This window comes from Rugosimonospora acidiphila, assembly GCF_039543385.1.
Taxonomy (GTDB): domain Bacteria; phylum Actinomycetota; class Actinomycetes; order Mycobacteriales; family Micromonosporaceae; genus Rugosimonospora; species Rugosimonospora acidiphila.
Genome location: NZ_BAABJQ010000002.1, coordinates 558390 through 582381 on the forward strand (window position 1 = coordinate 558390; position 23992 = coordinate 582381).

The following is a 23992-nucleotide window of genomic DNA, read 5'->3' on the forward strand; positions in this document are numbered from 1 at the left end:
TGTGGCACGGTTACCGGCGTTCGAGCTCAAAGGCCTTTCGCCGGCGAAGAACTTGTACACCGTCGAGCAGCCGGTGCGACGGACCATATCCTTGACCAGCCCGCACCGGGACGGTGCGATCGCTGTCATGTCAGCGCGACCGCACCGTCATCCCGGGTTCCTGTCGGGGGTTAGGTCACACCGGCTCCGGCGCGGCCGGCCGCGAGGCGGCGGAGCGCGAGGCGGCCGAGCGCGCCGGGCCGGGGCGGCCCAGCCGCCCGGTCAGCGGGGCCAGCCGGCCACGCAGCCACGGCAGCCAGCGCGGTGCGGCCACCTGATGCCCGATCGGCAGCAGGTACAGCAGCAGGCCAGCGCTCATCGCCACGTCGAAGCTGATGAGCCCCATGCTCACCGCGATGGCGTCGTGGAACAGCAGGCCGGCCGCGAGCAGCAGCCGCTTCGCCGGCGGGCGCAGCAGGATCGCCACCGCGAGGGCAAACTCGATCGCAATCGACGCCCAGGTCAGCAGCGAGACGCTGATCGCCGAACTGGTCACCGCGTCGGTCAGCGGGCGCAGCCAGCCCGGGGCGCCGAAGGTCTGGTTGCGAAACCAGTAGAACATCGCCGTACCGTCGGCCCACTCCCGTACCCCGAGCTTGGCCACTGACGCCTGGAAGTAGAGCACGGCCATCTGGATCTGGGCCAGAATCAGGCAGGCGTAGGCGACCACGCGGCCGGTGCCAGCGGCGGTCCCCTCGGGCGGCCGCTGCCAGTGCCAGCGACGGGAATCGGTCAGCGTGACCGGGACCAGCACCAGGGTCAGCACGGCAGTGATCTGGTCGCCGCCGTCCTGGATCGTCGCATTGGCCATCAGGCTCCAAGCCACGTACCAGTGCAGCGCCCCGGTCACCCGGGGACGCCATCCAGACGCGGTCAGCAGCAGCACCGTGATGCTCAGCCAGCGCGCGGCCTCGCCGTGACCGGCCGGTATCACGCACCACACGCCGGCCTTCGCGATGCCCCCGCAGATCGGCGGGATGACCCCGTTGGACAGCGGCGACATCAGTACCCGAGGCGAGGTGGCCAGCAGCGTGGCGAGCGTGCCCACGGCCAGCACGGTACGGGCCAGTCCCAGCCCGGATCCCCAGGGCGCGCGCGCCAGCCGCGGCTGCGCCCACCGCCCGAGGGCGCACAGCAACCTGGTCAGCATGTCACCACCACCCGGGCGACCTTCGACGGCATCACCGTCGACAACCCGTGCCACGCCCACGGCAGTACCTCCTGGATGGCCACGCCCACGTTTCCGCAGACGGAGTGGTGTGTCGAGAAATTCGTGATGGTGGCGGCGGGACTTAGCTGCGAGAGGCAGTCGGTGGCTTGCCGGGTGCACTCGGTCCACGCCTTCGCGGGGATCTGGTTGGTCACGATGGCCACCTCGGTGCCCTGTGACCGGGAGAGCCGGTCCAGACCGAACAGGCTGTCGCGGGTCGGGTCGGCCTGCGGGGACTCGGTCAGGGTGCGCCACCGGCCCCCGCTGCCGAGCCCGTAGACCGTGGGATCCGGGATGCGCGGGCTCTTGGTGAAAAACGCCCAACCCTCGGGTACCAGGCCGCGTATCTGCTGACTCTTATCCAACGGCAGGCTGAACGCGGTGACCGGCAGCGCGGCCTGCACCACGTACACCACCACGACCAGCGCCAGCACCGCGAGTGCGGCGACGCGCCGCCCCAGCCGCGACTGTTCGCGCTGGGCTTCCTGCGGCGTCGCCACGGGTTCGGCTGATGGGGCGATTTCGGTGGTACCGGCGCCCTCCGGCGCCGTCGTGCGGTGCTCATGCACCGCGCTGCCGGTACCCATCCTCAGCCCACCGCCGTCCACAGCTCAGTCGCGGTGGCCCGCACCACGACTTGCTGGGCGAGCCGCTGCACGGAATTCATGGATGTGTCTCCTGTCGACTCAGCCGGCGGCCGGCAGTTCGAGGCTCTGCGTGATGGTGCGCACCAGCAGTTCCTGGAGCATGGACATCTCCTGGTAGACCGGGTCGTCGACCGTGGGCACCCGGTTGATCAGCATCACGATCGACTCGCTCCAGATGAAGGCCGTGCTGCGCTCGACCGCGATCGCGTTGTTGCTCTGGTACACCGCGATGTTGTCCTCGCCGCCGTCGCGGCTCTGATCGGCGATGACGGCGAACGCCTGGTCCAGATCGGTGCGCGTGACGATAAAGTTGTCGAAGTTTTCGACCAGCTCGTTTCCGATTCCGTCGTGCAGCAGGCTGGCCGCCCGGTCGATGGCGTCGGGGCCGAACAGCTTGTCCAGCACGCCACGGGCCATCACCGCCAGGTCGTTGAGCGCGGAGCGCACCTGGTTGGGATCGCCGCTCTGGATGCGCGCCGCGAACGACGCCGACCACTTCGGGTCCTTGCTGATCGCGGCGTCGAGGGTCCGTTCCGCCTGACGCTGCGCGTCGGTCCACTTCACCGGATCACGTTGCAGCGAGGCCAGGTACGGCGCCGCCGGGCCGTCCTTGAACATCAGCGCGTCGGACAGTTGGGCCGCGCTGAACACCGGAACCTTGCTCGCCGCCGAGGCGGCCTGGCTCTGCGTCACCACCGCGGCACCGGCCAGCGCCCCCGCCACCAGTACGGTGGCCCAGCGGCGCCGTCCACGAAACGCCTTATGCACTTTCATTCCGAGGGTCTCCTCGTCCTCCCGACCGGGCGCGCCGCCCGGTTCGTAGACGAGACTGCGATGGGATCGCGCCGCTCGACAGGACCAGTTCGGGCCCACTTCGCCCGGCACAGTGGCCTGGTTGAGCGCCACAACCGTTCCACAACCGCCGGTTCCTACCGTGGACACAGATTCGGGGAGAGGAGACGGTGACATGACGATGTCGCGGCGGTTGGGCGTCGCCGGGGTGGTCCTGGCGGCGATGGTGGCGATGGTGTTCGGGTTGGGTGCGGGGCCAGCGGGGGCGAGCGGGACGGGGCTCATGCCCGCGGCGGCGCCGACCACGCCGGCACCGACGGTGAGCCTGTGCCGCGACTGCATGACGGTGAACGACGCGATCTGCTGGGAAGTGCCACCGTACCGCTGCACGGTCCCGGTGTTCATCGGCTGGATCGCCGAGGACGACGTGGTGGTGCACTACACGACCGTCGACCGTAGCGCCGTGGCGGGAGTCGACTACACGCCGGTCAAGGACGCTCTGGTGACGGTGCCGAAGGGCAGCCAGGTGGGTAGCGGCGTCATCGAGCTGACTGTCGGCAAGCCGCTGGACCGGGACCGGACGTTGCTGGTCGAGCTGTCCAGGCCGTCGCAGGGCAGACTGCTGCGCACCGCGGCCACCGTCACCATCGCGGCCGGTCAGCCGGGCAAGACGCCTGCGCGGAAGTAGCGGGGTGCTGGCGCAAGGCCAACGCGTCCGCCTCGGCGGACGCGTTGGCCTTGCGGTACAGGTCGACCGCCTGCTCCCGGTGCGAGCGCGCCTCGTGCGGGTTGCCGGCCCGCTCCTGCAGGTCGCCCAGGTCGCGGTGCACGTTGGCGGTCTCGTACGCGTCCGGGGTGCGGATGCGCAGCGCGAGGGCGAGTTTGAGGTAGCTGCGGGCCGCGGTGAGGTCGCCGCCGTCGAGGTACGCGCGGCCGATGGTGTCCAGGATGAGCGCCTCCAGGTGCTGGTCGGCGATCTCCTGGCTGAGCTGCAGGGCGCGGCGCAGGTGGGTGAGGGCGGCCCGCTGGTCGCCGCGGGCCAGGTGGCACCGACCCAGGTTGTTCAACGTCTCGGCCGCGTAGTGCCGGTCCCCGGTCTGCTCACGGATCGCCAGGGCCTCGCCGAGCCGGGTCAGCGCCGGGTCCAGGTCGCCGCTTCGCAGGTGCGCCTGGCCCAGCCCGCTGAGCGTGGCCGCCTCCAGCCGGGCGTTGCGGATCTCGCGGGTGGCCGCCAGGGCCCGGTCGAGGTACTCCAGGCTCAGGTCGGGGCGGCCCATCCGCACGTACGCATCGCCGAGGTTGTTCAGCGCCAGCGCGACACCCAGCGACCGGTCTTGCACGGCGTGGCGGGTCAGCGCCTCGTGGTAGGCCTCGATCGCCTCGTCGAAGCGGCGCATGCCCGCGTAGGCCACCGCGATGTTGTTGTACACGTGCGCCTCGCCGCGCTGGTCGCCGTGCTTGCGCATCAGCTCCAGCGCCTGGTGCAGTTCGTCGAGGGCCTCGTCGAAGCGCCGGGTCATGATGTACGCCACGCCGAGCCCGCTGCGCATCAGCCCCTCGTCGCCCTGGCCGTGGGCGGCGCGTACCCCCCAACGGCAGATTTCCACCCGCTGTGTCCAGTGCCCGCGCGAGTCGAAGAAGCCGGTCAGCAGGTAAGTCAGCTGCCACGCGGTGGTCAGGTGGCCGTGCTGGGCGGCGTAGCGCACGACCGGCAGCAGGTTGGCGCGTTCGCTGTCGAGGAAGGCGAGCGCCTGCTGGACGTCGGCGGTGAACGGCAGCCGCTGCGGCAGGTACCGAGGCGCGGCGACCACCCGGTCGCGACCCTGATCAATGATCCGGTTCGCCGCGTCGGCCACGCCCAGGTACCAGTCCAGCCCCCGCGCCACCGTCTCGTCACGGGCCGCGTGCGGCTCCTCCCGCTGCGCGCACTCGGCGGCGTAGACCCCGATCAGGTCGTGGAACCGGTACCTCCCGCTGGTCACCTCGACCAGCAGGTGCGCGGCCGCCAGCTCGTCCAGCGCGCGTGCGGCCTCGGCCTGCGTCAACGCGGTCGCGGCCGCGGCGAGGTGGGTGGTGAAGGTCGGCCCGGGGTGCAGCCCGAGCAGCCGGAAGACCCGGGCGGCCGGCGGGCTCAGCACCCGGTAGGCGCTGGCGAACACGGCCCGCACGCCCGAGTCGGCGTCGATGGCCAGCCCGTCGAGCACGTTGTCGCCGGCCAGTTCCTCGGTCAGGTCGCCGATCGGGCGCAGCGGGCGGGCGGCCAGCTTGGCCGCCGCGATGCGCAGCGCCAGGGGCATCCGGCCGCACAGCTCGACCAGGTCGGCGGCGCGCGTGGATTCGCCGTCGACCCGTGCGACGCCCAGCAGCCGGCGCAGCAGCGTGACCGATTCGTGGTGCTCCAGTGCCTGGACAACGACCACGTCCACGCTGTGGTGGGTGGCCAGCGCGGCGAGCCGGCTGCGGGCAGTGACCAGCAGCAGCGCCCCCGGGCCGGCCGGCACCAGCGGCAACACCTGCGCGGCGCTACCGGCGTTGTCCGCCACGATCAGCACCCGCCGCCCGTGCAGCAGCGAACGGTACAGCCCGGACGGCTGCGCCGGGATCCGGGACGCCGGCACGCCGAGACTGGTCAACACGTGCGCCATGGCCTCGGCTACGGTCATCGCCGCCGGACCGTCGCCGCGCAGATCCAGGAAGATCTGGCCGTGCGGGAACCGGTCGGCGGCGGCGTGTGCCCACTGCACCGACAGCGCCGTCTTGCCGATGCCGCCGGGTCCGCAGACCACCACGACGCCCGGCCGCTCACCGCCGTCCAGCACCCGGTCAAGCTCGGCCAGCGCGGTGCTCCGCCCGACGAAGTGTCCGGCCGGGGCGGGCAGCTGCGCCGGTACCGGCACGGGCGTGCTGAGCGCCGGACGCTGCTGCGACGCCTCCAGGTTTCGCGCCCCTGGGTTGTGCTGCGCCTGGGTCAGGTGCGGGTGCGGCGGTGCCGGCGGTTGCAGGGACGGGTCGCGGCGCAGCATCTGAACGTGCAGCCGCTGGATGTCCGGCCCGGGGTCGGCACCCAGTTCCTCGGCGAGGCGCGCTCGCAGCCGCCGGTACGCCTCCAGCGCGTCGGCGTGCCGCCCGCACCGGTACAGGGCGAGCATGAGCAGGCCGACCAGCCGCTCGCGCATCGGGTAGCTGACCAGCAGCCGCTCCAGCTCGCCGACCGCGGCCACGTGCCGGCCCAGCCGCAGTTCCGCCTCCCACAGCTCGGCGTGCGCGCTCAGCCGCTGCTCGTGCAGCCGGTCGACCTCGGCCGCGGCCCAGCCCAGCGGTTGCACGTCGGCGAACGCGTCGCCGCGCCACAAGGCCAGGTGGGCGCGCAGGGTGGCCGCGGCGCGGTCCGGGGCGTCCTCGGCGAGGTCTCGCTGGGCGCTGCGCAGCCCCTGCTCGAAGCGCCGGGCGTCGACCGCGGCCGGCTCCACCGCGAGCAGGTAACCGGGGTCCCTGGTGACCAGCACGCCGGGCGGTGCGCAGTCCTCCAGCGCCTGGCGCACCCGGGCGATGTGGCTGTGCAGCGTCTTGACGGCGGTACGCGGCGGCTGTTCGCCCCACAGCGCGTCGATCAGCCGCGAGCGCGGCACCAGCATCGGCGCGTGCATGGCCAGCAGGCCGAGCAGGGCACGCTGTCGAGTACCGGACAGGACCGCGGGGCCGGCCGGGCCGACCACCTCGATCGGGCCGAGCACCAGGACCTCGACCGGGCCGGGCGGCGGCGCTGCGAGCTGCCCGCGTGTGGCCGCGGCGGGCGTGGGCATGGTCCGGCTGTGCCGCACCACCAACTCCCCTCGATCGGACTGCGAGCACAGTATCCACACGGTCGACATGAAGTCCGCAACTAGTCGGCAACCCGGCGACAGCCGCCGCCCCGTACACCTGGGCCATGCGCTACCGACAGCCTCTGATGTTCCCCGTGTCCCTCGACCGGCAGCTGACCCGGCCGCTGTGGCAGCAGCTCGCCGAGCAGGTCTGCTCGGCGGTGGACGCGGGCGTGCTCGCGGCGGGTACCCGGATGCCCTCGACCCGTACCCTCGCCGCACTGCTCGGCGTCTCCCGGGGAGTTCCGATGGAGGCGTACGAGCTGCTGTTCCAGTCCGGGTACGCGGCCAGCCGTCCGGGCTCGGGCACGTACGTGACGGTACCGGCGCGGCTACCCGGCGACGCCGGCGCGCGCTGCGACGCCGTTGGTGCGCGGTCCGGCGCATCCGGTGCGCCCTGCGCGGTCCTTGGGGCGAGGCACGGGGGCGGCCGGGCCGGCGGGGACGGGGGCGTCGACCTGCTGCCCGGCCAGGTCGGCGGCGCATCGCTGCCGATGGCCGCTTGGCGCGCCGCCTGGCGGTGGGCCAGCTTCCGGCCGCCGCCCACCGGCGCGCCGCCGCCGCTCGGCCTGCCCGAACTGCGCCAGGCCGTGGCCGGATTCGTGCGACGCACCCACGGAGTCTCGTTGGCCGGCCGGGAGGTGGTGGCCACCACCGGTACCGCGGCCGGGTTGCGCGCCGTGCTCGCCGTGCTCGGCCTGTCCGGCGGGGACGTGGCCGTCGAGGAGCCGATCGCGCCGCCCCTGTGGCGGGCCGCCGAGGGGGGCGGCTCGCGCCCGGTCGCGGTACCGGTCCACGGAGAGGGGGCCCGGGTCGAGCGGGTACCGGACCGGTGCCGCGCACTGGTGCTGTGCCCCGACTCCGGGGTACCGTCCGGCGCCGTGCTGTCCGCCGAACGCCGGCGCGTGGCGGCGTCCCGGCCCGGCACGTGGATCGTCGAGGTGGCCTGCGACGGTCTGCTGCCCCCCGCGGCGCAGCGGCTGCCCCGGCTGCTGTCGTTGGCCGCGCCCGAGACCTCCGTCCTGGTCGGCGGCTTCGGCGAGGCACTTTCGCCGGCGCTGGGCATCGGCTTCGTGGTGGTACCCCGGTGGCTGACCGGTGCGCTGGGCCGGCACCTGGCGGAGCGCTCCGGGCAGCCGCCGCACGTATCGCAGCTGGCCATGGCGCGGCTGCTGCACGACGGTACCGTGGACCGAGCGATGCACCGGCGCGGACGCGACCACCAGGACGGCGGGCATCTGGTCCGCTCGGCGCTGGGTCGCGTCGGGTACCGGGTCGCCGGGGCGCACGGGGTGGCGCTGCTGCCGCTGCCCGGCCGCCACGCGGAACTGGTCGCGGCGCGGCTGCGGGCGCGTGGGGTACGGGTCGGAACCCTGGCGCCGTACCACTTCTCCCCCGCCCCGATACCCCCGGCGCTGGTCGTCGGGCACGGCCACCTCACCGGGGCCGCCCTGGAGCAGGCCGTGGCCCGGCTGGTCGCGGCGCTGCCCGGCGCGCTATCCACCGACTGACGATTCTTGGAGGGACACGTCCATGCCCGAGCGCACATCGCCGATCCTCGTCTACGACGGGGACTGCGGCTTCTGTACCAGCAGCGTGCAGTGGCTACGCGGAGCCCTGCCCACCTTCCCGGCGGCGCGAGCGTGGCAGATGCTCGATCTGGCCGCCCTCGGGCTGACCCGGGCCGAGGCGGACGCGGCGGTGCAGTGGGTGGCCGCCGACGGTACCCGGCTGGCCGGTGCCCGCGCGTTCGCCGCGCTGCTGCGCGACCAGCCCGTCGCGGCGCTGCGGCTGCTGGGCCGGCTGTGCGACGCCCGGCCGGTGCGCCCGGTGGCCGCCGCGGTGTACCGGATCATCGCCGCGAACCGGCACCGGCTGCCCGGCGGTACCCCGGCCTGCGCCGTGCGCCCTCCCGCACCCGACGCCTGACCTCCCGACGCCCGACACGCCCGACGGGCACGGCATCCGCCAGGTAGATCTGGACGATTCGCAGCCCGACCGTCCGGACCTACGTGGCGAGCCGCACGGCGCCCGTCGACGTTGGCCAGGTAGAGCTGGACGCGGCATCACATCCTTGTAGGTTCTCGAGTCGGTCGACGGCGGCCGCGGACGGCGCGGTGCCGGCCGGCCGGCCGGAAACCGTTACCGCCGCTGCTCAGACGCCGAGGACGCCCAACTGCGATGGCTGGGCGTCCTATGCCGTCCGGAGGCCCAGGTCGCCGACCGGCGCAACCAACCGGTGGCGTGCGAGGTCAACCCATAGCTCGTCCGGTACCGGGTGGTGGAACAAACGCAGATTGTCGCGGACCTGTGCGGCGCTGTCGGCACCGACCAGGACCGTGGCGATCGCGGGGTGACCGAGCGGAAACCGCATCGCCGCGGCGGCCAGGGGCACGCCGTGTTGTTCGCACAGAGCCTGGATGGCGCGGGAGCGCGCCAGCAGCTCCGGTGCGGCCGGCCGGTAGTCGTAGGGTGCGCCGGGTACCGGATCGGCGAGGATCCCGGAGTTGAAGACACCGGCGGCGATCACTGGTACCCGCCGACTCTGGCATAGCGGCAGGAGCTCCTTGAGCCCGGTCTGATCCAGCAGGGTGTAGCGGCCGGCGAGCAGGACGCAATCGACGTCGGTCTCCCGCACGAACCGGGCCAGCGGGTGCGGATGGTTCATCGCCACTCCGATCGCCCGGACGACTCCGGCGGCGCGCAGGTCCCGCATGGCCGGTAGGGCCTCGGCAATCGCGAGCGCGTGCGCGTCGTCCGGGTCGTGCAGGTGCAGCAGGTCGATGTGGTCGACGCCGAGCCGCCCGAGGCTGTCCTCGACGCCGCGGCGTATTCCGGCGCGGGTGAAGTCGGCGACCGGCCCGTCGGCGGTGGCGAGGTGGCCGGCCTTGGTGGCGATGATGCTGCCGGGGGGCAGTGGTTGTTCGCGGAGTACGGCGGCGAGGCGGCGTTCGGACCGTCCGTTGCCGTACCTCGGCGCGGTGTCCAACAGCGTGACGCCGCGGGCGAGGGCCTCCCGGACAACACCGCGCGCCTGAGCCTCAGCCGCCTCGGGCAGCTTGCCCGCCGGCGCCAGGCCGATACCGAAACGCGGAAGGGGGATGTTGGCGCGGTCGCGGTCAACGGCCAGCTGTTCGAGAGGGCTCATGCCTTGACGCTGCCTTCGGTGAGGCCGGCGATGAACTGGCGCTGCGCGAGCAAGAAGATCGCGATGACCGGCAGGATGGACAGCGTGGTCGCCGCGGCCTGGATGTTGTACATCGGGCCGGTGTACTGGTCGCTGTACTGGGACAGTCCGAGCGGCACGGTGAAGTGCTGCCGCGACCGGAGGAAGACCAGCGGTTGCAGGTACTGGTTCCAGCTGGACAGCGCGGTCAGCACGACGACGGCGGCCAGCGACGGGCGCACCATCGGCAGCGCGATCCTGATCAGGATGCGGGGCCAACTCGCCCCGTCCACCCGGGCGGCCTCGATGACCTCCTGCGGCAGCGTGAGGAACGCCTGGCGCATCACGAAGGTCCCGACGACCCCGACCGTGCCGCAGATGGGGAACAGGATGAGCGGGATGTGGGTGTCGGTCCAATGCAGTGCGATGACGTCGCGGTAGAGCGGGATGATGGTCGTCTCGGCCGGGATGAACAGCGAACTGAGCACGAGGATCAGGATGGCCCCGCGTCCAGGGAAGTTGATGCGGGCCAGCGCGAACCCGGCCAGGCTGGACACGACCAGGGTGCCCAGGCAGACCAGGGCCATGATGTAGGCACTGTTGAGCAGCTGGTTGGCGAACGGTTGGAAGGAGAACACGACGGCGTAGTTGGCCCACCGCACGGGGTTGGGGATCCACTGCCGTCCGAGCGCCGCGGCGGCCGTGCGCAGCGACATGCTGAGCAACCAGGCCAGCGGGCCGAGGAACACCACGGCGCACGCGACCAGGGCGACGTAGCGGGCCGCGGTGGCGGCGGCGGATCGGCGCTCGACGGCGCTACTTGCTTTCATAGAACACCAGTCGCCTCCGGCTGAGCCAGACAATCGCGGTCAGCAGCATGATGAGCAGGAACAGGATGGTGGCCAGGGCGCTGGCGTAGCCCTGGTCGGAGTACTGGAACGCCTGCTGGTAGACGTAGTAGGACAGCACGGTGGTCGAGCGTCCGGGCCCGCCGCCGGTCAACAAGAGGATCTGCTCGAAGACCTGGAACGAGCCGACCAGCAGCAGCACACCGACCATGAACACCTGCGGCGAAATACTGGGCAGGGTGACGTGCCAGAAGATGCGCCGCCGGCTGGCTCCCTCGACGTACGCGGCCTCCTTGAGATCGGTCGGCACGGCCTGCAGCGCGGCCAGCAGGATGACCATGTTGATACCGACGCCCTTGAGCACCTGCAGCACGATGACGCTGGCCAGGGCGAGGCCCTTGGTGTTGAGCCAGTCCGGGCTGCCCAGGCCGACGGCGCCGGAGATCTGGTCGAGCAGACCCTGCGGCTGCAGCACGAACCGCCACACCAGGGTCCACGCGGCCAGGGTGACCAGCGCCGGGAGGAAGAAGATCGTCCGGAAGACCTGGATGCCGGGTAGCCGATGGTTGACCAGGACGGCCAGGGCCAGGGCGAGGGACAGACCGAGCACGGTGATGCCCGCGACGTAGATGCCGGTGGTGCGCAGCACCTCGGGCATGCCCGGGTCGGTGGCGAAGCGCCGGTAGTTGGCGATCCCGACGTAGCGGCTGTCCCCGGTGTAGGGGTTGATCTGCTGCAGGCTCAACCACATGGTCTGCAGGATCGGGACCAGCCCGAACGCGGCGAAACCGAGAAGCTGCGGGGTCAGCATGGCATACCCGGCGAACCAGTCGCGGCGGTGTCCCCGGCGGGCTGTGGCACGGGTGGGCGCTGTCCGGGCGGATGGGTGCGGGCCCCGGCCGGTACCGCTGCCGGGGTGGCGCTCCGGCGGGCGGGTACCCGCCGGAGCGACACCATGGGGTGAGCTCGTCATGGCCCGGTCACTTGGCCGTCAACAGGGGCTGCATCGCCGTACACGCCTTCTGCATCACGGCGGCGACGTTGGCCTGGGGCTGCCAGAAGCCGTCCATGATCGGCTTGAGCGCGGCGAAGATGGCGTTGGAGTTCTTCTGGACCGGCTCCACGGTGGCCGTGGTCGCACCCTTGACCACCACATTGTCCAGTTGCTGCTCCGTCAGGTAGGGATTGGCCTGCTTCAGGGACGCACCGGTGAGCAGGCTGGCCCGGTCCGGCGGGAAGAACGCGGCCATCTTCGCGGAGTTGGTCTTGTTGGTGAGGAACTTGACGAAGTCCGCGGCGGCATCGACGTTCTGACTGTTCTTGAACACGACCCAGCCGGACTGTCCCATGCCCGGCCTGGCACCGGCGGGGCCGGCCGGCGTGGGCACGAAGTCCCACTTGAACTTCGCGTCGACGAGGTTGCCGGCGGTGCTGATGTACGCGAGGGTGGCGGCCGAGCTGCCGGAGGCGAAGTCGGCGGTCTGGCCCTTGACCGGGTATGAGTGGTCCACGTAGGCCATGTCGTGGATGAGCTGCATGGCCGCCACCATCTTGGGGTCGGTGTAGCCGCACTGGGTTCCGTCGGTGCTCCACGGCGAGGCGCCGTAGGCGTACCACAGCGGGAACGCCGCGGTGGGGTTGTCGAACGTGTCGAACCCGGGGATGTAGAAGCCCGACACCTTGTTCTTCTGCGCCACGGTCTTGAGCGCCGCGCGGAAGTTCTCCCAGGTCCACGTGCCGTTGCTGATCATCTGCGTGGGTGTGGGCACCCCGGCCTTGGCGAACATGTCGGCGTTGTAGTAGACGCCCTCGGTGCTGCTGGAGAACGGTATCCCATAGAGCTTGTCGCCGCGGCTCCACGCCTTGAGCAGGTTGGGCTCCAGGTCGGCGAAGTCGTACCCGCTGTCCTTGCGCAGCGTGGGTTTCAAATCGGCCAGCAGGCCGTTGTCCATGAACTCGGTGGCCAGACCGGCGCCGGCCCAGACCACGTCCGGCGCGGTACGGGTGGCCAGCTCGGTCAGCAACAGCGTGCGTTCGTCGGACGCGCCCAGGGTCTGCACCTTCACGCTCTTGATCTTCGTGTTGGTCTGCGGGTAGGCGGCCGCGATGTCGTTGAGGATTTTCAGCTGCCCGGGGTTGCTGGTGGCGACGAGGAAGGTGAGGGTATCGCTGCCGCCGCCGCTGCCGGTGGTGTTGCCGCCGCAGCTGGCGACTGCCAGGGTCAGGGCCAGAGCACTCACCGTGGCGGCGAGGCGTCGGTGTTTAAAGGACATTCGTCTTCTCCGGACGGTCAGGGTGTGAGCAGTTGAGTTCTGATCCGCTCCAGCTCCGCGACGGGAAGCACCACGGGATAGACGCGGAGGTCGTCGAGGTAGGCCGGGGGTGTGCGGTCGGTACTGGCAGCCCGGCTGGTGCCGCCGATGCGCAGCTCCTGCGCCTCGCCGGCGGGTAGCCCGACAGCGCTGGGCAGCGTGGCCACGGCCTGAACCGCGGCGTCGACGGTTGCCCGGTACACGGTCAGGCCGGTACTACCAGCGACGAAGGCGAAGAACTGCCAGTCGCTGGCGTCGAAGGTGGGGATGCGCACGGTGGCGGCACCGAGGCTGAGCGTCGATTCCACGGCGCCGGCGGTGCCGCCGGTGATCTGCCAGTCGAAGCTGGTGCCCTTGCTGATGAAACGGTCGAAGGTGGCCGGGTCGCCCCGCAGGGTCGTCCAGAGGGTGAGGCTGAACGGCGACAGCGCGTCGAGTTTGCTGGCGGACACGGCGACGTAGTTGTTGCCGGCCACGGTCAGGTCCAGTGCGGCGCGGGAGCCGGCGCCGGGTGTGGTGGCGGTGCGGGTGGCGGCGCCGTGGAAGGTGCCGCCGGCCGCGGGTGCGCCGCCCTGGTCGAGGGCGTCGGTGTTGCCGGTGGTGGACTCGTCGAAGGTGTACCAAAGTGCGGGTGTGGTGGAGGTGGCCACGGACAGAGTCAGTGCGGCGTCGAGGGTGACGTTGGCCAGGGTCACGCTCGCCGAGACGGTTGCGGTGCCGACCGCGTGCGCGCTGACCAGGCCGGCGGTGTCGACCGTGAGTACCTCGGAGTCGCTGCTGGTGTACGTGACGGTGGCGCCCGACAGGTCGGCGGCACCGCCGTCGTCGGTGCGGCCCGCGACGGTGAGCTGGCCGGTGTCGCCCGGGGCGAGCAGGCCGCGCTCGGCGGTCAGGGTCGCCTCCCAGAGAATGCTACCGACGATGACCGTGACCGGGTCGGCGGTCACGGTGATGCCGTGCAGGGTCGCGGTGACCGTGAGGTGGGCCACGCCGTCGCCGCGGGCGGTGACGCGGCCGTTGCGGTCGACGCTCGCGACCGCCGGCGCGTCGCTGGCGTAGCGGACGGTGGCCCCGGGCAGGCCGATGGACGTGCCGTCACCGGCGAGGGCGCGGTGTGACAGCGTGGTGGTCTGGCCGGCGGCCATCCTGGTCGACCTGGCCGCGGCGGTGAGGTGCCACAGCACACCCCCGGCGGAGTTGGCCAGCCGCGCCACCCGGATGAACTGCACGCTGGTGGGCAGGTCGGGGGTGGCGGCGCCGGGCTGGAAGAAGGTGACGGTGGCGGCGCCGCCCGCGTCGAGCCGGTAGGTGCCGAGGTAGATGCCGTACAGGGGATCGGGGTTGTGACCCGGGCCGGCCCAGTCGCTGTAGACGGAACGGTTCTGGCCGTCCGCGGCGTCGACCAGGATGGCGAGCTTCTGCGGGGCGATCGCCTGGCTGGTCCGCCGGGCATAGGCGCGGTACAGGCCGGCGGCGCTCACCTGCGGCGTGTAGGTGGCGGTGCGCCCGTCCGCCGACCGGGTCGCGGCGGCCTCGACGTGCACGGCGGCCATGCTGGTGATGTCGAACGCGGGTGCGCCGGCGGTGGTCGGGCCGACATTGGCGTGGTCGACCGGGCGCATGCCCAGCCGCAGCGCGGGCGAGGTGGGCCGCAGCCGGTAGTCGCCGGCCGCCGGGGCGCGGAACTTCGGATCCGCCGCCAGGGAGTGCGGATCCTCGCCGCGGGCCCGCCACGCGGCCAGCGTCTTCTGCGGCTCCACCACGACGTTCGGCCCGGCGTTCCACAGGACGTTGAGGTCGCTGGCCACGATCAGGGACGGGGTGGCGGCGAGCACGCTGGCGAACGGCGCCGCGGCGGACAGGAAGTAGCTGTCGGCGCCGGCCGCGCTCGGCACGCCGGTGGTGGTGTTCGCGACGACGTTGCGGATGCTGCGGTTGTCCCGCAGAATGCCGGCGACGTCGGCGTACCACAGCTGGCCGGGGTCGGCGGCGATGCTGTTGAACAGGACGTTGTGGGCGCCGCCGTCAACGAACATCGAGTAACTGGCGCCGGTCACGAGGTTGTTCTCCGACCAGGAGTTGCTGGTGTTCTGGTCGATGTACAGACCGAAGCCGTAGGGGTTGATGTTCGCCTCGCCGAAGCGGAACAGGCCGGGCACGTGGTCCACCACGTTGTTACGGACCAGGTTGGCGGCGGCGAGGTTGGTCATCACCGCGAAGTTGATGGCACCCGCGTCCGCGGTAGCCGTGACCAGGTCATGGAGGTTGTTGTACGCGATGATGTTCCCGCCCTGGTTGCGGAACGCGAACACCCCCTGACGCGGCATGTCGTGGACGTGGTTGAAGGCGATGAGGTTGCCCGCCGACAGGGCGGTGGACTCCGGCCGGCTGCCCAGATTGAACCCGGCGGCCACCACCCGGACCATGCCGCCGTGGTGGATGTGGTTGCGCACGAAGCTGTTGCGCAGCGGGGCGTAGTTGGCCACCTCGGGCCGGGGGTCGTAGACGATGCCGTAGTCCAGCGACGCGGCGCTCAGCAGCACCCCGCCGACACCGGTGTCATCGATTTCGTTGTCGCTGATGGTGTTCTGGCAGCTGTCCAGGTGCAGCCAGATGCCGTACCCGTCGACCGCGGTGATGTGGCAGCGGTCGATGGTGCAGTGCCACGCGCAGTCGAGCTGGATAGCGGCGTCGGTGGGCGACCGGTACGACGGGTAGTCCCGGGCGGCCGTGGTGTGGCTGAACGTCAGCCCGTGGAACCGCACCCACTGCACCCGGGCGGTGCCGGTGGCGTCGCCGGTCAGGTTGACCAGGCGGTCCAGGCGGGGGGCGAGGAACACGCTGGTCGACGGGTCCTGGCCGGGCAGCGGCAGGTAGTCGAGCCGGCCGGTGGTCGGGTCGAGATAGAACTCCCCCGGGGTGTCGAGTTCAGCGCGCACCCCGGAGACGAAGAAGTAGTTGGAGGTCTGGAAGGCCTCGGTGTTGGTCCGGGTGACCGTGATGGCGCCGGTGGTGGCGTCGATGTCGCTGATCGGGCACTGCTCGTTGAAGTACTGCAGCACCGACACGACGTCGACCAGCGCCTGCGGGTCGTCCTTCCAACTCGGCTTGACCCGGCTCGGGTCGGGGTACAGCGTGGTGAGGCTGGACGGGGTGTCGGTCACCGAGAATTTCTGGAACCGGATCGAGCTGTAGCCGGCGATCCGGACGGTGTCGTCCTCGGCCTGCACGATCACGCGCTGCTCGCCGGGGGCCGGTGGGGGCAGTTGGGCGCCGGTGGGGGCGAAGGCCGGGTCGGTGGTGAGCACGAGCGCGTCGAGGTGCGCGCGGTGGTCCTCGCCGGGCGGGCTGACGTTGTTCAGACGGATCTGGTGGGTACCGGCGGACAGGCTGAGTCCCGCGGTCGCCCTGCTGTAGGCGACGGTGCGAAAACCGCCGCTGGCGGTGATCGGGCTCAGGGGTATGGCGGGCTGGCCGTCCACGGCCAGCGTGAGGTACTGCTGCATCGCGGTCTCGGTGGTGGCCCAGCCGAGCCACAGGTCGTAGTCGCCGGCCGCGGCGACGGTGAGCCGGTAGGTGACGTAGTCGCCGCCCTGGGCGAGCCCGGCGAGGATCAGGTTCGGGTTCTGGCCACCGTTGTAGAGGTAGCCGGCGCCGGGGTTGTCCGGGTCGGGGTTGGGGTAGCGGGCCAGCGTGGCGCGCCGGCCGTCGACGAACAGGGTACGAAACGCCCACGGGTTGGCGATGGTGGTGGAGTACACCCCGTCCGCCTCGGCGCTCCAGGTCCCGGTGATGGGGCGCCCGCCGCTGATGGTGACGTGCTCGCCGTCGGCCGCGCGCCAGGTGACGGGGCACCGCTGGGTGCCGGAGTCGTCCGGGGTCAGCTCCAGGGTCTCGTTCAGGTAGTAGGTGCCCCGCCGGATGACGATGTCGACCGGCCCGGTCAACGGGCCGCCGGATTTGAGAGCGCGTACCGCGTCGCGGGCCCGGGCCAGGGTTGCGAACGGGCCGTCGGTGCCGTGGCCGTTGGGATCGGCGAGGTGGCCGCTCCACGCGTCGTTGCCGCCCACGGCGACGTAGAAGGTGGTGGCGCCGGCGTGTGCCTGCGCGGCCTGGGACGGGATGATGCCGACCGCGCCGGCCGCCACAGCGGCCAGGCCCACGTCGCGCAGCAGGTCGCGCCGGGAGATTCCAGGTGACACGATGCCCCCTTCTGGGCAGCGTTCAACGAGCGGCGCCCTCCGGCCGGAGGCGCCGTTGGTGGTCTGAGCGCGGGCGCTACTGGGCGACGGGCGCGAACGACACGAAGACCGTGCCGCTGGCTCCCGGTACCCCGCTCGCGCAGCGGATGCGCAGGTACGGGTGGGCGGGTACCTGGTCCAGGAGGATCAGCTGCCCGGCCTGGATCGGCTGTTCGTACTCGGTGACCGGGTGCCAGCTGCGCCCGTGCGGGGACGCCTCCACCACCAGGCGCACCGGTGTCGGCTCGGGTGCGTCACGTATTTCCAACCACCAGGTGCTGGCGGTTGACCAGCCGCACTCCAGCGGCTCGGTCACCGCACCGGTGTCGATCGACCATTGGCGCTCCCAGCAAATCACCATGGGTGTGCTCACCAGTCCGCGGAGATGCAGCAGGAATCGAGGTAGAGAGTGTTGCGGGAATTGGTCGTGGTCCGCACGTCGACGAGGAAGTTGAGCAGCCCGCGCAGACCGGTGTAGCTGTCGGGATAGGTGGGCACGGCCACCTCGGACAGATCCCAGATTCTGTCGTTGACCTGGAGGCTGACGTTGCGCATGGTTCGGCTGGAGAAGGTCCACCCGAGGTAGTGCCAGTTGACCTTCGTGGCGGTTTCGTTGTAGCACAGCCGCTGCTCTGCCCCGCCGGGCAGCGGTCGCCAGTCGTCGCCGTGGACGGTGTGGAACGGCCCGTTCTCGGGTGCCAGGCCGGCACGGACCATCTTCGTGGTGGGCTGCAGCGAGGTCTTGTACTCCCAGCGCTGTACCAGACTCCCGTCGTGGTGGGTGTTGGCGTACCGGATCGCGCAGTGGGCCCGGGTGCCTCGCTCCAGGCTGACGATGTCGTTGGACAGCACGAACTCACCGAACGCCGCCTCACCGGGGTCGGCGTTGCCGTCCCACTCGTCGTCGGCTCCCGCGGGTGTGGACGCGGCCGGGTCGGACTTGTAGGCCAGGTAGCACTCGAACCGGATGGTGGTGTCCGCGACCGAGGTGAGCCGCTTGATGGCCATCGCGCAGCTGCCGGCGCGCGGCCGGGTCATCAGCTTCATCGCGTACCCCCCGAACCCGCTGCCGTGCGAACCGATGTCGAAGAACGGCAGGGTGCTCAGGTGCGGCGGGCGCAGGTCGGCCATCCGGTCCTGCACCTGAGTCGTGTCGCCACGGTGGTTGCCGATCAGGGCGCACCAGCCGTCCAGGCCGGTGTGGAACTCGTCCACGCACAGCACCCGGCCAAGGGGCGTGAACCGGCGGGGCGTCACCGGTCGGCCTCGGCGCCGCCGGCCGCCGCGCCGCCGGCCGCCGCGTCGACGGGATCCGCGCTGGCGGCGTGCGCGCCCGCGGGATCCGCGTCGACGATGCCCGCGCCGCCCCACTCGTCGAACACCGGCAGCCACCGGTTGCGGGTGCCTTCCAGGTGCCGGCGCATCGCGGCCGCGGCCCAGTCCGGGTCGCGCTGCGCGATCGCGGTGGTGATCCGCTGGTGCTCGGCGAACGCGGACGCGCCGATGCTCTTCTTGTAGTGCAGCCGATGCATGTGCAGCGGGAAGTGGGAGTGCGACAGGGCCTGGCGCAGGTGGCCGTTGCCGGCCAGCCCCAGGATGAGGTCGTGGAACCGCCCGTCGTGGGCGATCACCCCGCCGTACGCGCTGAAGCTGCTGCCCGCCGCCACCTCGACGCAGGTGGCCAGCTCGGCCTCGAGCGCCGCCGCGTCCGCGGCCGAGCAGCGCTCCGCCGCCCGTCCCGCCGCCCACGGCTCGATCAGCAGCCGGAAGTCGAACAGTTCCTCGAACTGGCCCCGGCTCATCAGCGGCGTGGTCGAGTAGCCGCGGTACGGTTCGTGCACGACCAGCCCCTCCGCGGCCAGACGGGCCAACGCCTCCCGCACCGGCGACTGGGACACCGACAGCCGACGGGCGATCTCGTCCAGGTTGACCCGCGCGCTGGGCGGCAGCTCACCGTCCATGATCTGCGCCTTCAGCCAGTCGTACACGGCGTCGGGCAACTTCTGCCGGCCTGCCAGCGGTACCTGCCCGCCGCCGGAGGCATCCGTACTCGCCACTGCCACTCCTCAGATCGTCGAGGATTTACGTGAGATGACGGGAGCTTGACACGCTCCACGCGCCCGGCGCAAGGTTGGTTTCGGATTTCGTCGAGGATCGAGGATCGAGGATTTGGTGACTCAGGTAGAAGCGCCCGATATCGGTGCCCCGATGGACGAGCCGCCAGGCTGGGCGCTGCGGCAGCGGGCCCTGCTCGACCGGCTCGCCGACGCGTCCCAGCTGTTCTGGGATCGGTACGTGGCCACCGACGGGAGTCTCCACTGGCGAGCCGAGTTCCCGGGCCGCGACGGCGCCGACGACGGCTACGAGAGCTTCCTGAACTGGCCACTGGCCTACACGCTGGGCGGGCCGCGGCGGCTGCTGTCGCTGGCCGCGCAGGGCTGGCACGGGGTGACCGGCCAGTTCACCCGGTACGGCCAGATCCTCGACGAGTACGAGCGCGGCTACGACTGGTTCCACCAGGGCGAGGGCAACGCCCTGCTGTACCAGCTGGCCCTGGCCGACCCCGCCGGGTGGCGGGAGCGGGTGGCCCGCTTCGCCGACCTGTACGCCGACCCGGCCCGCGGCAACTACGACCCGGCGACGCGAACGATCACGGCCGGGCACACCGGCAGCGGCGGCCCGCGACTGGCCCCGTACCGGTTCTCCTACCCGTTCACCGACGACCTCGCGCTGTACGAGTGGACCGCGCGGCACGAGCCGTACGGGCTGCCCTACCGGGACCTGCCCGGCATCGCCCGGTTCGAGGACCTCAAGGACCCGGCCAACGCCCGCCGCATGGGTGAGGCGATGAACCGGCGGATGCTGCCCGGCGACACCGCGGTCAACCTCACCGCCACCGGCCTGGTGACCCTCGCCCACCTGGTCACCGGTGAGCCCCGGTACCGCCGCTGGGTGCTGGACTACGTCGAGGCGTGGATCGACCGGGCGAGGGCCAACGGCGGGCTGCCGCCGGACAACGTCGGGCGCTCCGGCCGGGTCGGTGAGAACCTCGACGGTCGCTGGTACGGCGGCCTCTACGGTTGGTCGTGGCCGCACGGGCTGGGACCGATCGCCAGTGCGGCCGTGGTCGCCGCGACGAGCGCCTACCTGCTGACCCGCGACGACGGCTACCTTGACCTGCCACGGACCCTGCTGGACCGGGTACTGGAGCGGGCCGTCACGACCGACGATCGGCTACTGGTCCCCAACCGCTACGACGACCGCGGCTGGTTTGACCACCAGCCGATGGAGCCGCGGTTCGCGGTGGCGCTGTGGCACCTCAGCGGCTCTCGCGAGGACTGGGCGCGCGTCGAGCGGCTGCGCCGCGGAGACCCCGACGACTGGTCGGCGGTGCCGGGCGAACGCGGGCGCTTCGGCGACGCCAACACCCGGCCGTGGGTGCGCTACCTGGCCGGCGCCAACCCCGGATACCCGTCCCGGGCGCTCGGCGAAGCCCACGCGCAGTTGGCCTGGCGCTGCGCCCAGATCCGCGCCGACCGTGAGCCGGCGGGTAGCCTTGACCTGCACCACTGGCAACTGGTCAACCCGATCGGTACCGAGGCGCTGGTCCAGCTCACCCTCGGCGGCCCCGCGCCCATCTACAACGGCGGCCTGCCGCACGCCCGGCTGCGCTACGCCGACGCGGACCGCGGCCGCCCCGGCCTGCCGCCCGACGTCGCGGCCCTCGTCGACCACCTCGACGCCCGAAGCGTGAGCGTCCGACTGGTCAACCTCCACCCCACCGAGGCCCGGCGGATCGTCATTCAGGGCGGCGCGTTCGGCGAGTACCGCTTCACCACCGCGACGTTGCCCTCTCACGCCGGCGACGGGTATCCGGGCCCGGTCGGGTCCCCGCGCCGCCCCCGGCCACCCGAGGCGCGCCGGCAGGTCGCCGTCGACGACCGCCGGCTGAGCGTCGCGCTGCCTCCCGGACACACCGCGCACCTCGAACTGGCCACCGTCCCCTGCCCGCCCGAGACCGCCTGATCGCCCGAAACCCCGCCGACGATCCCACCCGGAGCGCCTTTCATGGCCATCACCATCGGCGCGGTGAGCGCGGGGCGGTTCACGCCCGGCCTCATCGCGCTGCTCCCCGCACACTCCGACGTCCCCGAGTTCGCCGCCCGGTGCGGGCCGCGCCCGGCCTTTCCGGCACCGTCCGCGGGGAGGCGGTGACCATGCCGGAGGCCAGCACGCCGTTCGGTTGGTCGTGGCAGCACGGGCCGATACGCCTGCGCTTCGAGGTGCGCGCCGACGGTACCGTCCGGCTGCGCTGGATGAACGACCTGCCCGGGGAAGCCGCCGGCGCCGGCCTGCCCCCGCTGGACATCCTCACCGTGGCCGACGGTCGCGGCTGGTCCGGCTTCCGGTACGTCGAGTCGACCCTCGGCGCCCGCATGCGCTACCGGACCCACCAGGAGAGCACCGACGGTGGGTGGCGCGAGCACCTGCTGTCCATGGAGGATCCGGAGACCGGTCTGCGCGCCGACCTCGTCCTGCGGGCGGCCGCCGGCCTCGGTGTGCTGCGATCGTTCGTTCGGCTTCACCACGGCGGCACCGAGCCGGTGGTGTTGGAGGCGGTGACCTCCCTGGTCGCCGCGGGCCTGCCCGGCCTCGACCCGACCGGTCTCGAGGACATCGACGTGTATTGGGCGGACAACGACTGGCTCGCCGAGAACCGCTGGCAGCGACGCCCGGCCCGTGACCTACTGCCCGACGTGGACGCCGCGCGCCGTCCGGTCCCGCCCTGCGGCTGTTTCGCGCGCACCGGGGAGGGCAGCTGGTCGACCGGGCGACACCTGCCGATGGGCGCGCTGGTCAACCGCCGCGACGGGCACACCTGGCTCTGGCAGATCGAACACAACGGCGCCTGGCACTGGCAGGTCGGCGAGCACCGCGGCGGGCTGTACCTGGCGCTGCTCGGACCGACCAGCGCCGAACACCAGTGGCGGCTGCAGCTGCGGCCGGGTGAGTCGTTCGAGACGGTACCGGTCGCGGTGGCGGTGGCGGACGGCGGCTTCGACGCCGCGGTGGCCGACCTGACTCGCTACCGCCGGGCGCTACGCCGGCCACATCCGGATCACACCAGGCTGCCGGTCGTGTTCAACGACTACATGAACACCCTGATGGGTGACCCCACGACCGAACGACTGCTGCCACTGATCGACGCGGCCGCCAGGGCCGGGGCCGAGTACTTCTGCGTCGACGCCGGCTGGTACGCCGAGACGGGTGAGGACTGGTGGGGCACGGTCGGCGCGTGGCGGCCATCGCGGTCGCGCTTTCCCGGCGGCATCGGTGAGATCCTGGACCGCATCCGCGCCGCGGGCATGGTCCCCGGGCTGTGGCTGGAGCCGGAGGCCGTCGGGGTGAGCAGCCCGGTCGCCGGGCAGTTGCCGGCCGAGGCGTTCTTCCGGCGGGCGGGCGTCCGCGTGCGGGAGAACGGGCGGTACCACCTCGACCTGAGCCACCCCGCGGCCGTGGCACACCTTGACGAGGTGGTCGACCGCTTGGTGGCGGAGCTGGGCATCGGATACCTGAAGCTCGACTACAACCTCAACATCCAGTCGGGGACCGAGTCGCACGGCGCGAGCGCCGGGGCCGGCCTGCTCGGGCACAACCGCGCCCTGCTGCGCTGGCTGGACGCCGTGCTCGACCGGCACCCGCACCTGGTGATCGAGAACTGCGCCTCCGGCGCGATGCGGTCCGACCCGGCGATGCTCTCCCGCCTTCAGCTGCAGTCCACCAGCGACCAGCAGGACCCGCTGCGGTACCCGCCCATCGCCGCGGCGGCGCCAGCGCTGATTCCTCCGGAGCAGTGCGGCAACTGGGCCTACCCGCAGCCGACCCACACGGCCGACGAGATCGGCTTTACCCTGTGCACCGCGATGCTCGGGCGGTTGTATCTGTCCGGTCACCTGAATCGTATGGACCCCGGCCAGTTCGCGCTGGTGTCGAGGGCGGTCGAGGTCTACAAGCGCCTCCGGCCGGTGCTGGCGGACGCGGTGCCGTTCTGGCCGAGCGGGCTGCCCCAATGGGACGACGCGTCGGTGTCGCTCGGCATGCGCTCGCCCGAGGTGAGCTACGTGGTCGTCTGGTGCCGGGCGACCAGCGGGCTGGAGGCGTGGCTGGCCCTCCCCCACCTCGCCGGCGACGAGATGCGCACCGAGGTGCTCTTCCCGCCCCACCGGGACGTCCGGCCGTACTGGGACGCCGGAGCCGGGCGATTGCGGGTACGCCTGGCCGCCGCGCCGTCCGCGTGCCTGATCGCACTGCACAAGGATCAGAACGCGGCCCGCCCGTAGCGCAGGGAGAGACTTATGGCGTCATGGAAGCCCCCTCCAAAGGCTCGAGCCGGGCACCGAACTGGCGCACTCCTCCGCATCGGTGCGGTCAGCCAGGCTGACCGGTGGCCACCTATCCCGGTCGCGATCAAGTGGAAGGTCGCGACCGGGGTGGACTTGTCCGCTCAGCACCGATGACCAGGAAGTTCCAACCCCGCTCATCACATAGGTGATCAGCGGGAAGGCCACCGTGCCAACGTGCGGCCTCCATCAGACCCGGTCGGGCCCTAAGGCAATCGCGTCAGGCTGTGACGCGGCCCAGGAGGCGAGCAGTTCAAGGCCGTCGCCGGAGGGGGTACCCGGCTCGGCGGAGTAGGTCATGATCGTCAAGGTCTCGTCGCTCGCCAGCTGGAGCCCTTCGTAGGCCAGGTCCAGTTCGCCGACGACGGGGTGGTAGAAGCGTTTCGTGCCGTGGCGGTGCACGTAGACGTCTTGGGCCGCCCACCAGGTACGGAAGCTGTCGCTGTGCATCGACAGCTCGCCGACCAGGTTCA

The 23992-nt window shown here is 71.7% G+C and carries 19 protein-coding genes; 6 read left to right on the forward strand and 13 right to left on the reverse strand.

All coding sequences use genetic code 11. The annotated features are described in order from the left end of the window. Positions 1-175: 175 nt before the first annotated feature. From ABEA87_RS05190 to ABEA87_RS05200, 3 genes are all read right to left on the reverse strand, one after another. Positions 176-1189 (reverse strand): sporulation-delaying protein SdpB family protein, encoded by a 1014-nt coding sequence (locus ABEA87_RS05190; RefSeq protein WP_345626522.1) that lies wholly within the window; start codon positions 1187-1189, stop codon positions 176-178. Further along, positions 1183-1836 carry an SdpA family antimicrobial peptide system protein gene (locus ABEA87_RS05195; RefSeq protein WP_345626524.1) on the reverse strand — a complete coding sequence of 218 codons (654 nt, stop codon included), beginning with the start codon at positions 1834-1836 and terminating at the stop codon, positions 1183-1185. The genes ABEA87_RS05190 and ABEA87_RS05195 overlap by 7 nt, the downstream gene beginning before the upstream one ends. Positions 1837-1935: 99 nt before the next feature. Then, entirely contained in the window at positions 1936-2670 is a 735-nt protein-coding gene (locus tag ABEA87_RS05200) for a hypothetical protein (protein WP_345626526.1), read from the reverse strand. 193 nt (positions 2671-2863) lie between these two features. Here ABEA87_RS05200 and ABEA87_RS05205 point away from each other — a divergent pair, with 193 nt between their 5' ends. After that, a complete protein-coding gene (locus tag ABEA87_RS05205; protein ID WP_345626528.1) occupies positions 2864-3376 on the forward strand; it encodes a Calx-beta domain-containing protein in 513 nt (170 codons plus the stop codon). On the opposite strand, the gene ABEA87_RS05210 is transcribed toward ABEA87_RS05205, so the two are convergent. Further along, positions 3330-6509: an AfsR/SARP family transcriptional regulator gene (locus tag ABEA87_RS05210; protein WP_345626530.1), complete on the reverse strand. Its 3180-nt coding sequence runs from the start codon at positions 6507-6509 to the stop codon at positions 3330-3332. The two genes, ABEA87_RS05205 and ABEA87_RS05210, sit on opposite strands and share 47 nt — an antisense overlap. Before the next feature lie 107 nt (positions 6510-6616). On the opposite strand from ABEA87_RS05210, the gene ABEA87_RS05215 reads away from it, so the two are divergent. After that, on the forward strand, positions 6617-8062 hold the full coding sequence (locus tag ABEA87_RS05215; protein ID WP_345626532.1) for an aminotransferase-like domain-containing protein: 1446 nt from the start codon (positions 6617-6619) through the stop codon (positions 8060-8062). Positions 8063-8084: 22 nt separating this feature from the next. Continuing rightward, positions 8085-8480: a thiol-disulfide oxidoreductase DCC family protein gene (locus ABEA87_RS05220; protein ID WP_345626533.1), complete on the forward strand. Its 396-nt coding sequence runs from the start codon at positions 8085-8087 to the stop codon at positions 8478-8480. 265 nt (positions 8481-8745) lie between these two features. Here the strand turns inward: ABEA87_RS05220 and ABEA87_RS05225 are convergent, their stop codons facing one another. The 8 genes from ABEA87_RS05225 to ABEA87_RS05260 all read right to left on the reverse strand — a co-directional run bounded on the left by ABEA87_RS05225 (position 8746) and on the right by ABEA87_RS05260 (position 19175). Continuing rightward, positions 8746-9699 carry an aldo/keto reductase gene (locus ABEA87_RS05225; RefSeq protein ID WP_345626535.1) on the reverse strand — a complete coding sequence of 318 codons (954 nt, stop codon included), beginning with the start codon at positions 9697-9699 and terminating at the stop codon, positions 8746-8748. Further along, positions 9696-10547, reverse strand: coding sequence for a carbohydrate ABC transporter permease (locus ABEA87_RS05230; protein WP_345626537.1), 852 nt, complete (start codon positions 10545-10547; stop codon positions 9696-9698). The genes ABEA87_RS05225 and ABEA87_RS05230 overlap by 4 nt, the downstream gene beginning before the upstream one ends. Further along, complete coding sequence (locus tag ABEA87_RS05235) at positions 10534-11376, reverse strand: carbohydrate ABC transporter permease (protein WP_345626538.1); 843 nt, start codon at positions 11374-11376, stop codon at positions 10534-10536. The genes ABEA87_RS05230 and ABEA87_RS05235 overlap by 14 nt, the downstream gene beginning before the upstream one ends. Positions 11377-11545: 169 nt before the next feature. Further along, positions 11546-12838, reverse strand: coding sequence for an ABC transporter substrate-binding protein (locus ABEA87_RS05240; RefSeq protein ID WP_345626539.1), 1293 nt, complete (start codon positions 12836-12838; stop codon positions 11546-11548). 17 nt (positions 12839-12855) lie between these two features. Continuing rightward, on the reverse strand, positions 12856-17079 hold the full coding sequence (locus ABEA87_RS05245) for an Ig-like domain-containing protein (RefSeq protein WP_345626540.1): 4224 nt from the start codon (positions 17077-17079) through the stop codon (positions 12856-12858). A 76-nt stretch (positions 17080-17155) separates the two neighbouring features. Further along, positions 17156-17491, reverse strand: coding sequence for a hypothetical protein (locus ABEA87_RS05250; RefSeq protein WP_345626542.1), 336 nt, complete (start codon positions 17489-17491; stop codon positions 17156-17158). Continuing rightward, on the reverse strand, positions 17488-18375 hold the full coding sequence (locus tag ABEA87_RS05255; RefSeq protein WP_345626544.1) for a DUF6772 family protein: 888 nt from the start codon (positions 18373-18375) through the stop codon (positions 17488-17490). Before ABEA87_RS05255 ends, ABEA87_RS05250 begins: the two co-directional genes overlap by 4 nt. After that, positions 18372-19175: a GntR family transcriptional regulator gene (locus ABEA87_RS05260; protein ID WP_345626546.1), complete on the reverse strand. Its 804-nt coding sequence runs from the start codon at positions 19173-19175 to the stop codon at positions 18372-18374. Before ABEA87_RS05260 ends, ABEA87_RS05255 begins: the two co-directional genes overlap by 4 nt. Positions 19176-19326: 151 nt before the next feature. Between ABEA87_RS05260 and ABEA87_RS05265 the strand changes: the two genes are divergently transcribed. From ABEA87_RS05265 to ABEA87_RS05275, 3 genes are read left to right on the forward strand one after another with little or no spacing between them, the layout of a single operon-like run. Further along, on the forward strand, positions 19327-21144 hold the full coding sequence (locus ABEA87_RS05265) for a hypothetical protein (protein ID WP_345626547.1): 1818 nt from the start codon (positions 19327-19329) through the stop codon (positions 21142-21144). 42 nt (positions 21145-21186) lie between these two features. After that, entirely contained in the window at positions 21187-21333 is a 147-nt protein-coding gene (locus tag ABEA87_RS05270) for a hypothetical protein (protein WP_345626549.1), read from the forward strand. Positions 21334-21335: 2 nt separating this feature from the next. After that, positions 21336-23459 (forward strand): glycoside hydrolase family 36 protein, encoded by a 2124-nt coding sequence (locus ABEA87_RS05275; RefSeq protein ID WP_345626571.1) that lies wholly within the window; start codon positions 21336-21338, stop codon positions 23457-23459. A 249-nt stretch (positions 23460-23708) separates the two neighbouring features. Here the strand turns inward: ABEA87_RS05275 and ABEA87_RS05280 are convergent. Beyond that, on the reverse strand, positions 23709-23992 hold a 284-nt coding region (locus ABEA87_RS05280; RefSeq protein ID WP_459112883.1), incomplete at its 5' end, for an MmyB family transcriptional regulator.

Coding starts and splice junctions, on each gene's coding strand:
- ABEA87_RS05220 (WP_345626533.1), top strand. CDS start 8,085: ATGCCCGAGCGCACATCGCCGATCCTCGTCTACGACGGGGACTGCGGC.
- ABEA87_RS05195 (WP_345626524.1), bottom strand. CDS start 1,836: ATGGGTACCGGCAGCGCGGTGCATGAGCACCGCACGACGGCGCCGGAG.
- ABEA87_RS05190 (WP_345626522.1), bottom strand. CDS start 1,189: ATGCTGACCAGGTTGCTGTGCGCCCTCGGGCGGTGGGCGCAGCCGCGG.
- ABEA87_RS05240 (WP_345626539.1), bottom strand. CDS start 12,838: ATGTCCTTTAAACACCGACGCCTCGCCGCCACGGTGAGTGCTCTGGCC.
- ABEA87_RS05215 (WP_345626532.1), top strand. CDS start 6,617: ATGCGCTACCGACAGCCTCTGATGTTCCCCGTGTCCCTCGACCGGCAG.
- ABEA87_RS05205 (WP_345626528.1), top strand. CDS start 2,864: ATGACGATGTCGCGGCGGTTGGGCGTCGCCGGGGTGGTCCTGGCGGCG.
- ABEA87_RS05230 (WP_345626537.1), bottom strand. CDS start 10,547: ATGAAAGCAAGTAGCGCCGTCGAGCGCCGATCCGCCGCCGCCACCGCG.
- ABEA87_RS05275 (WP_345626571.1), top strand. CDS start 21,336: ATGCCGGAGGCCAGCACGCCGTTCGGTTGGTCGTGGCAGCACGGGCCG.
- ABEA87_RS05200 (WP_345626526.1), bottom strand. CDS start 2,670: ATGAAAGTGCATAAGGCGTTTCGTGGACGGCGCCGCTGGGCCACCGTA.
- ABEA87_RS05225 (WP_345626535.1), bottom strand. CDS start 9,699: ATGAGCCCTCTCGAACAGCTGGCCGTTGACCGCGACCGCGCCAACATC.
- ABEA87_RS05270 (WP_345626549.1), top strand. CDS start 21,187: ATGGCCATCACCATCGGCGCGGTGAGCGCGGGGCGGTTCACGCCCGGC.
- ABEA87_RS05265 (WP_345626547.1), top strand. CDS start 19,327: ATGGACGAGCCGCCAGGCTGGGCGCTGCGGCAGCGGGCCCTGCTCGAC.
- ABEA87_RS05235 (WP_345626538.1), bottom strand. CDS start 11,376: ATGCTGACCCCGCAGCTTCTCGGTTTCGCCGCGTTCGGGCTGGTCCCG.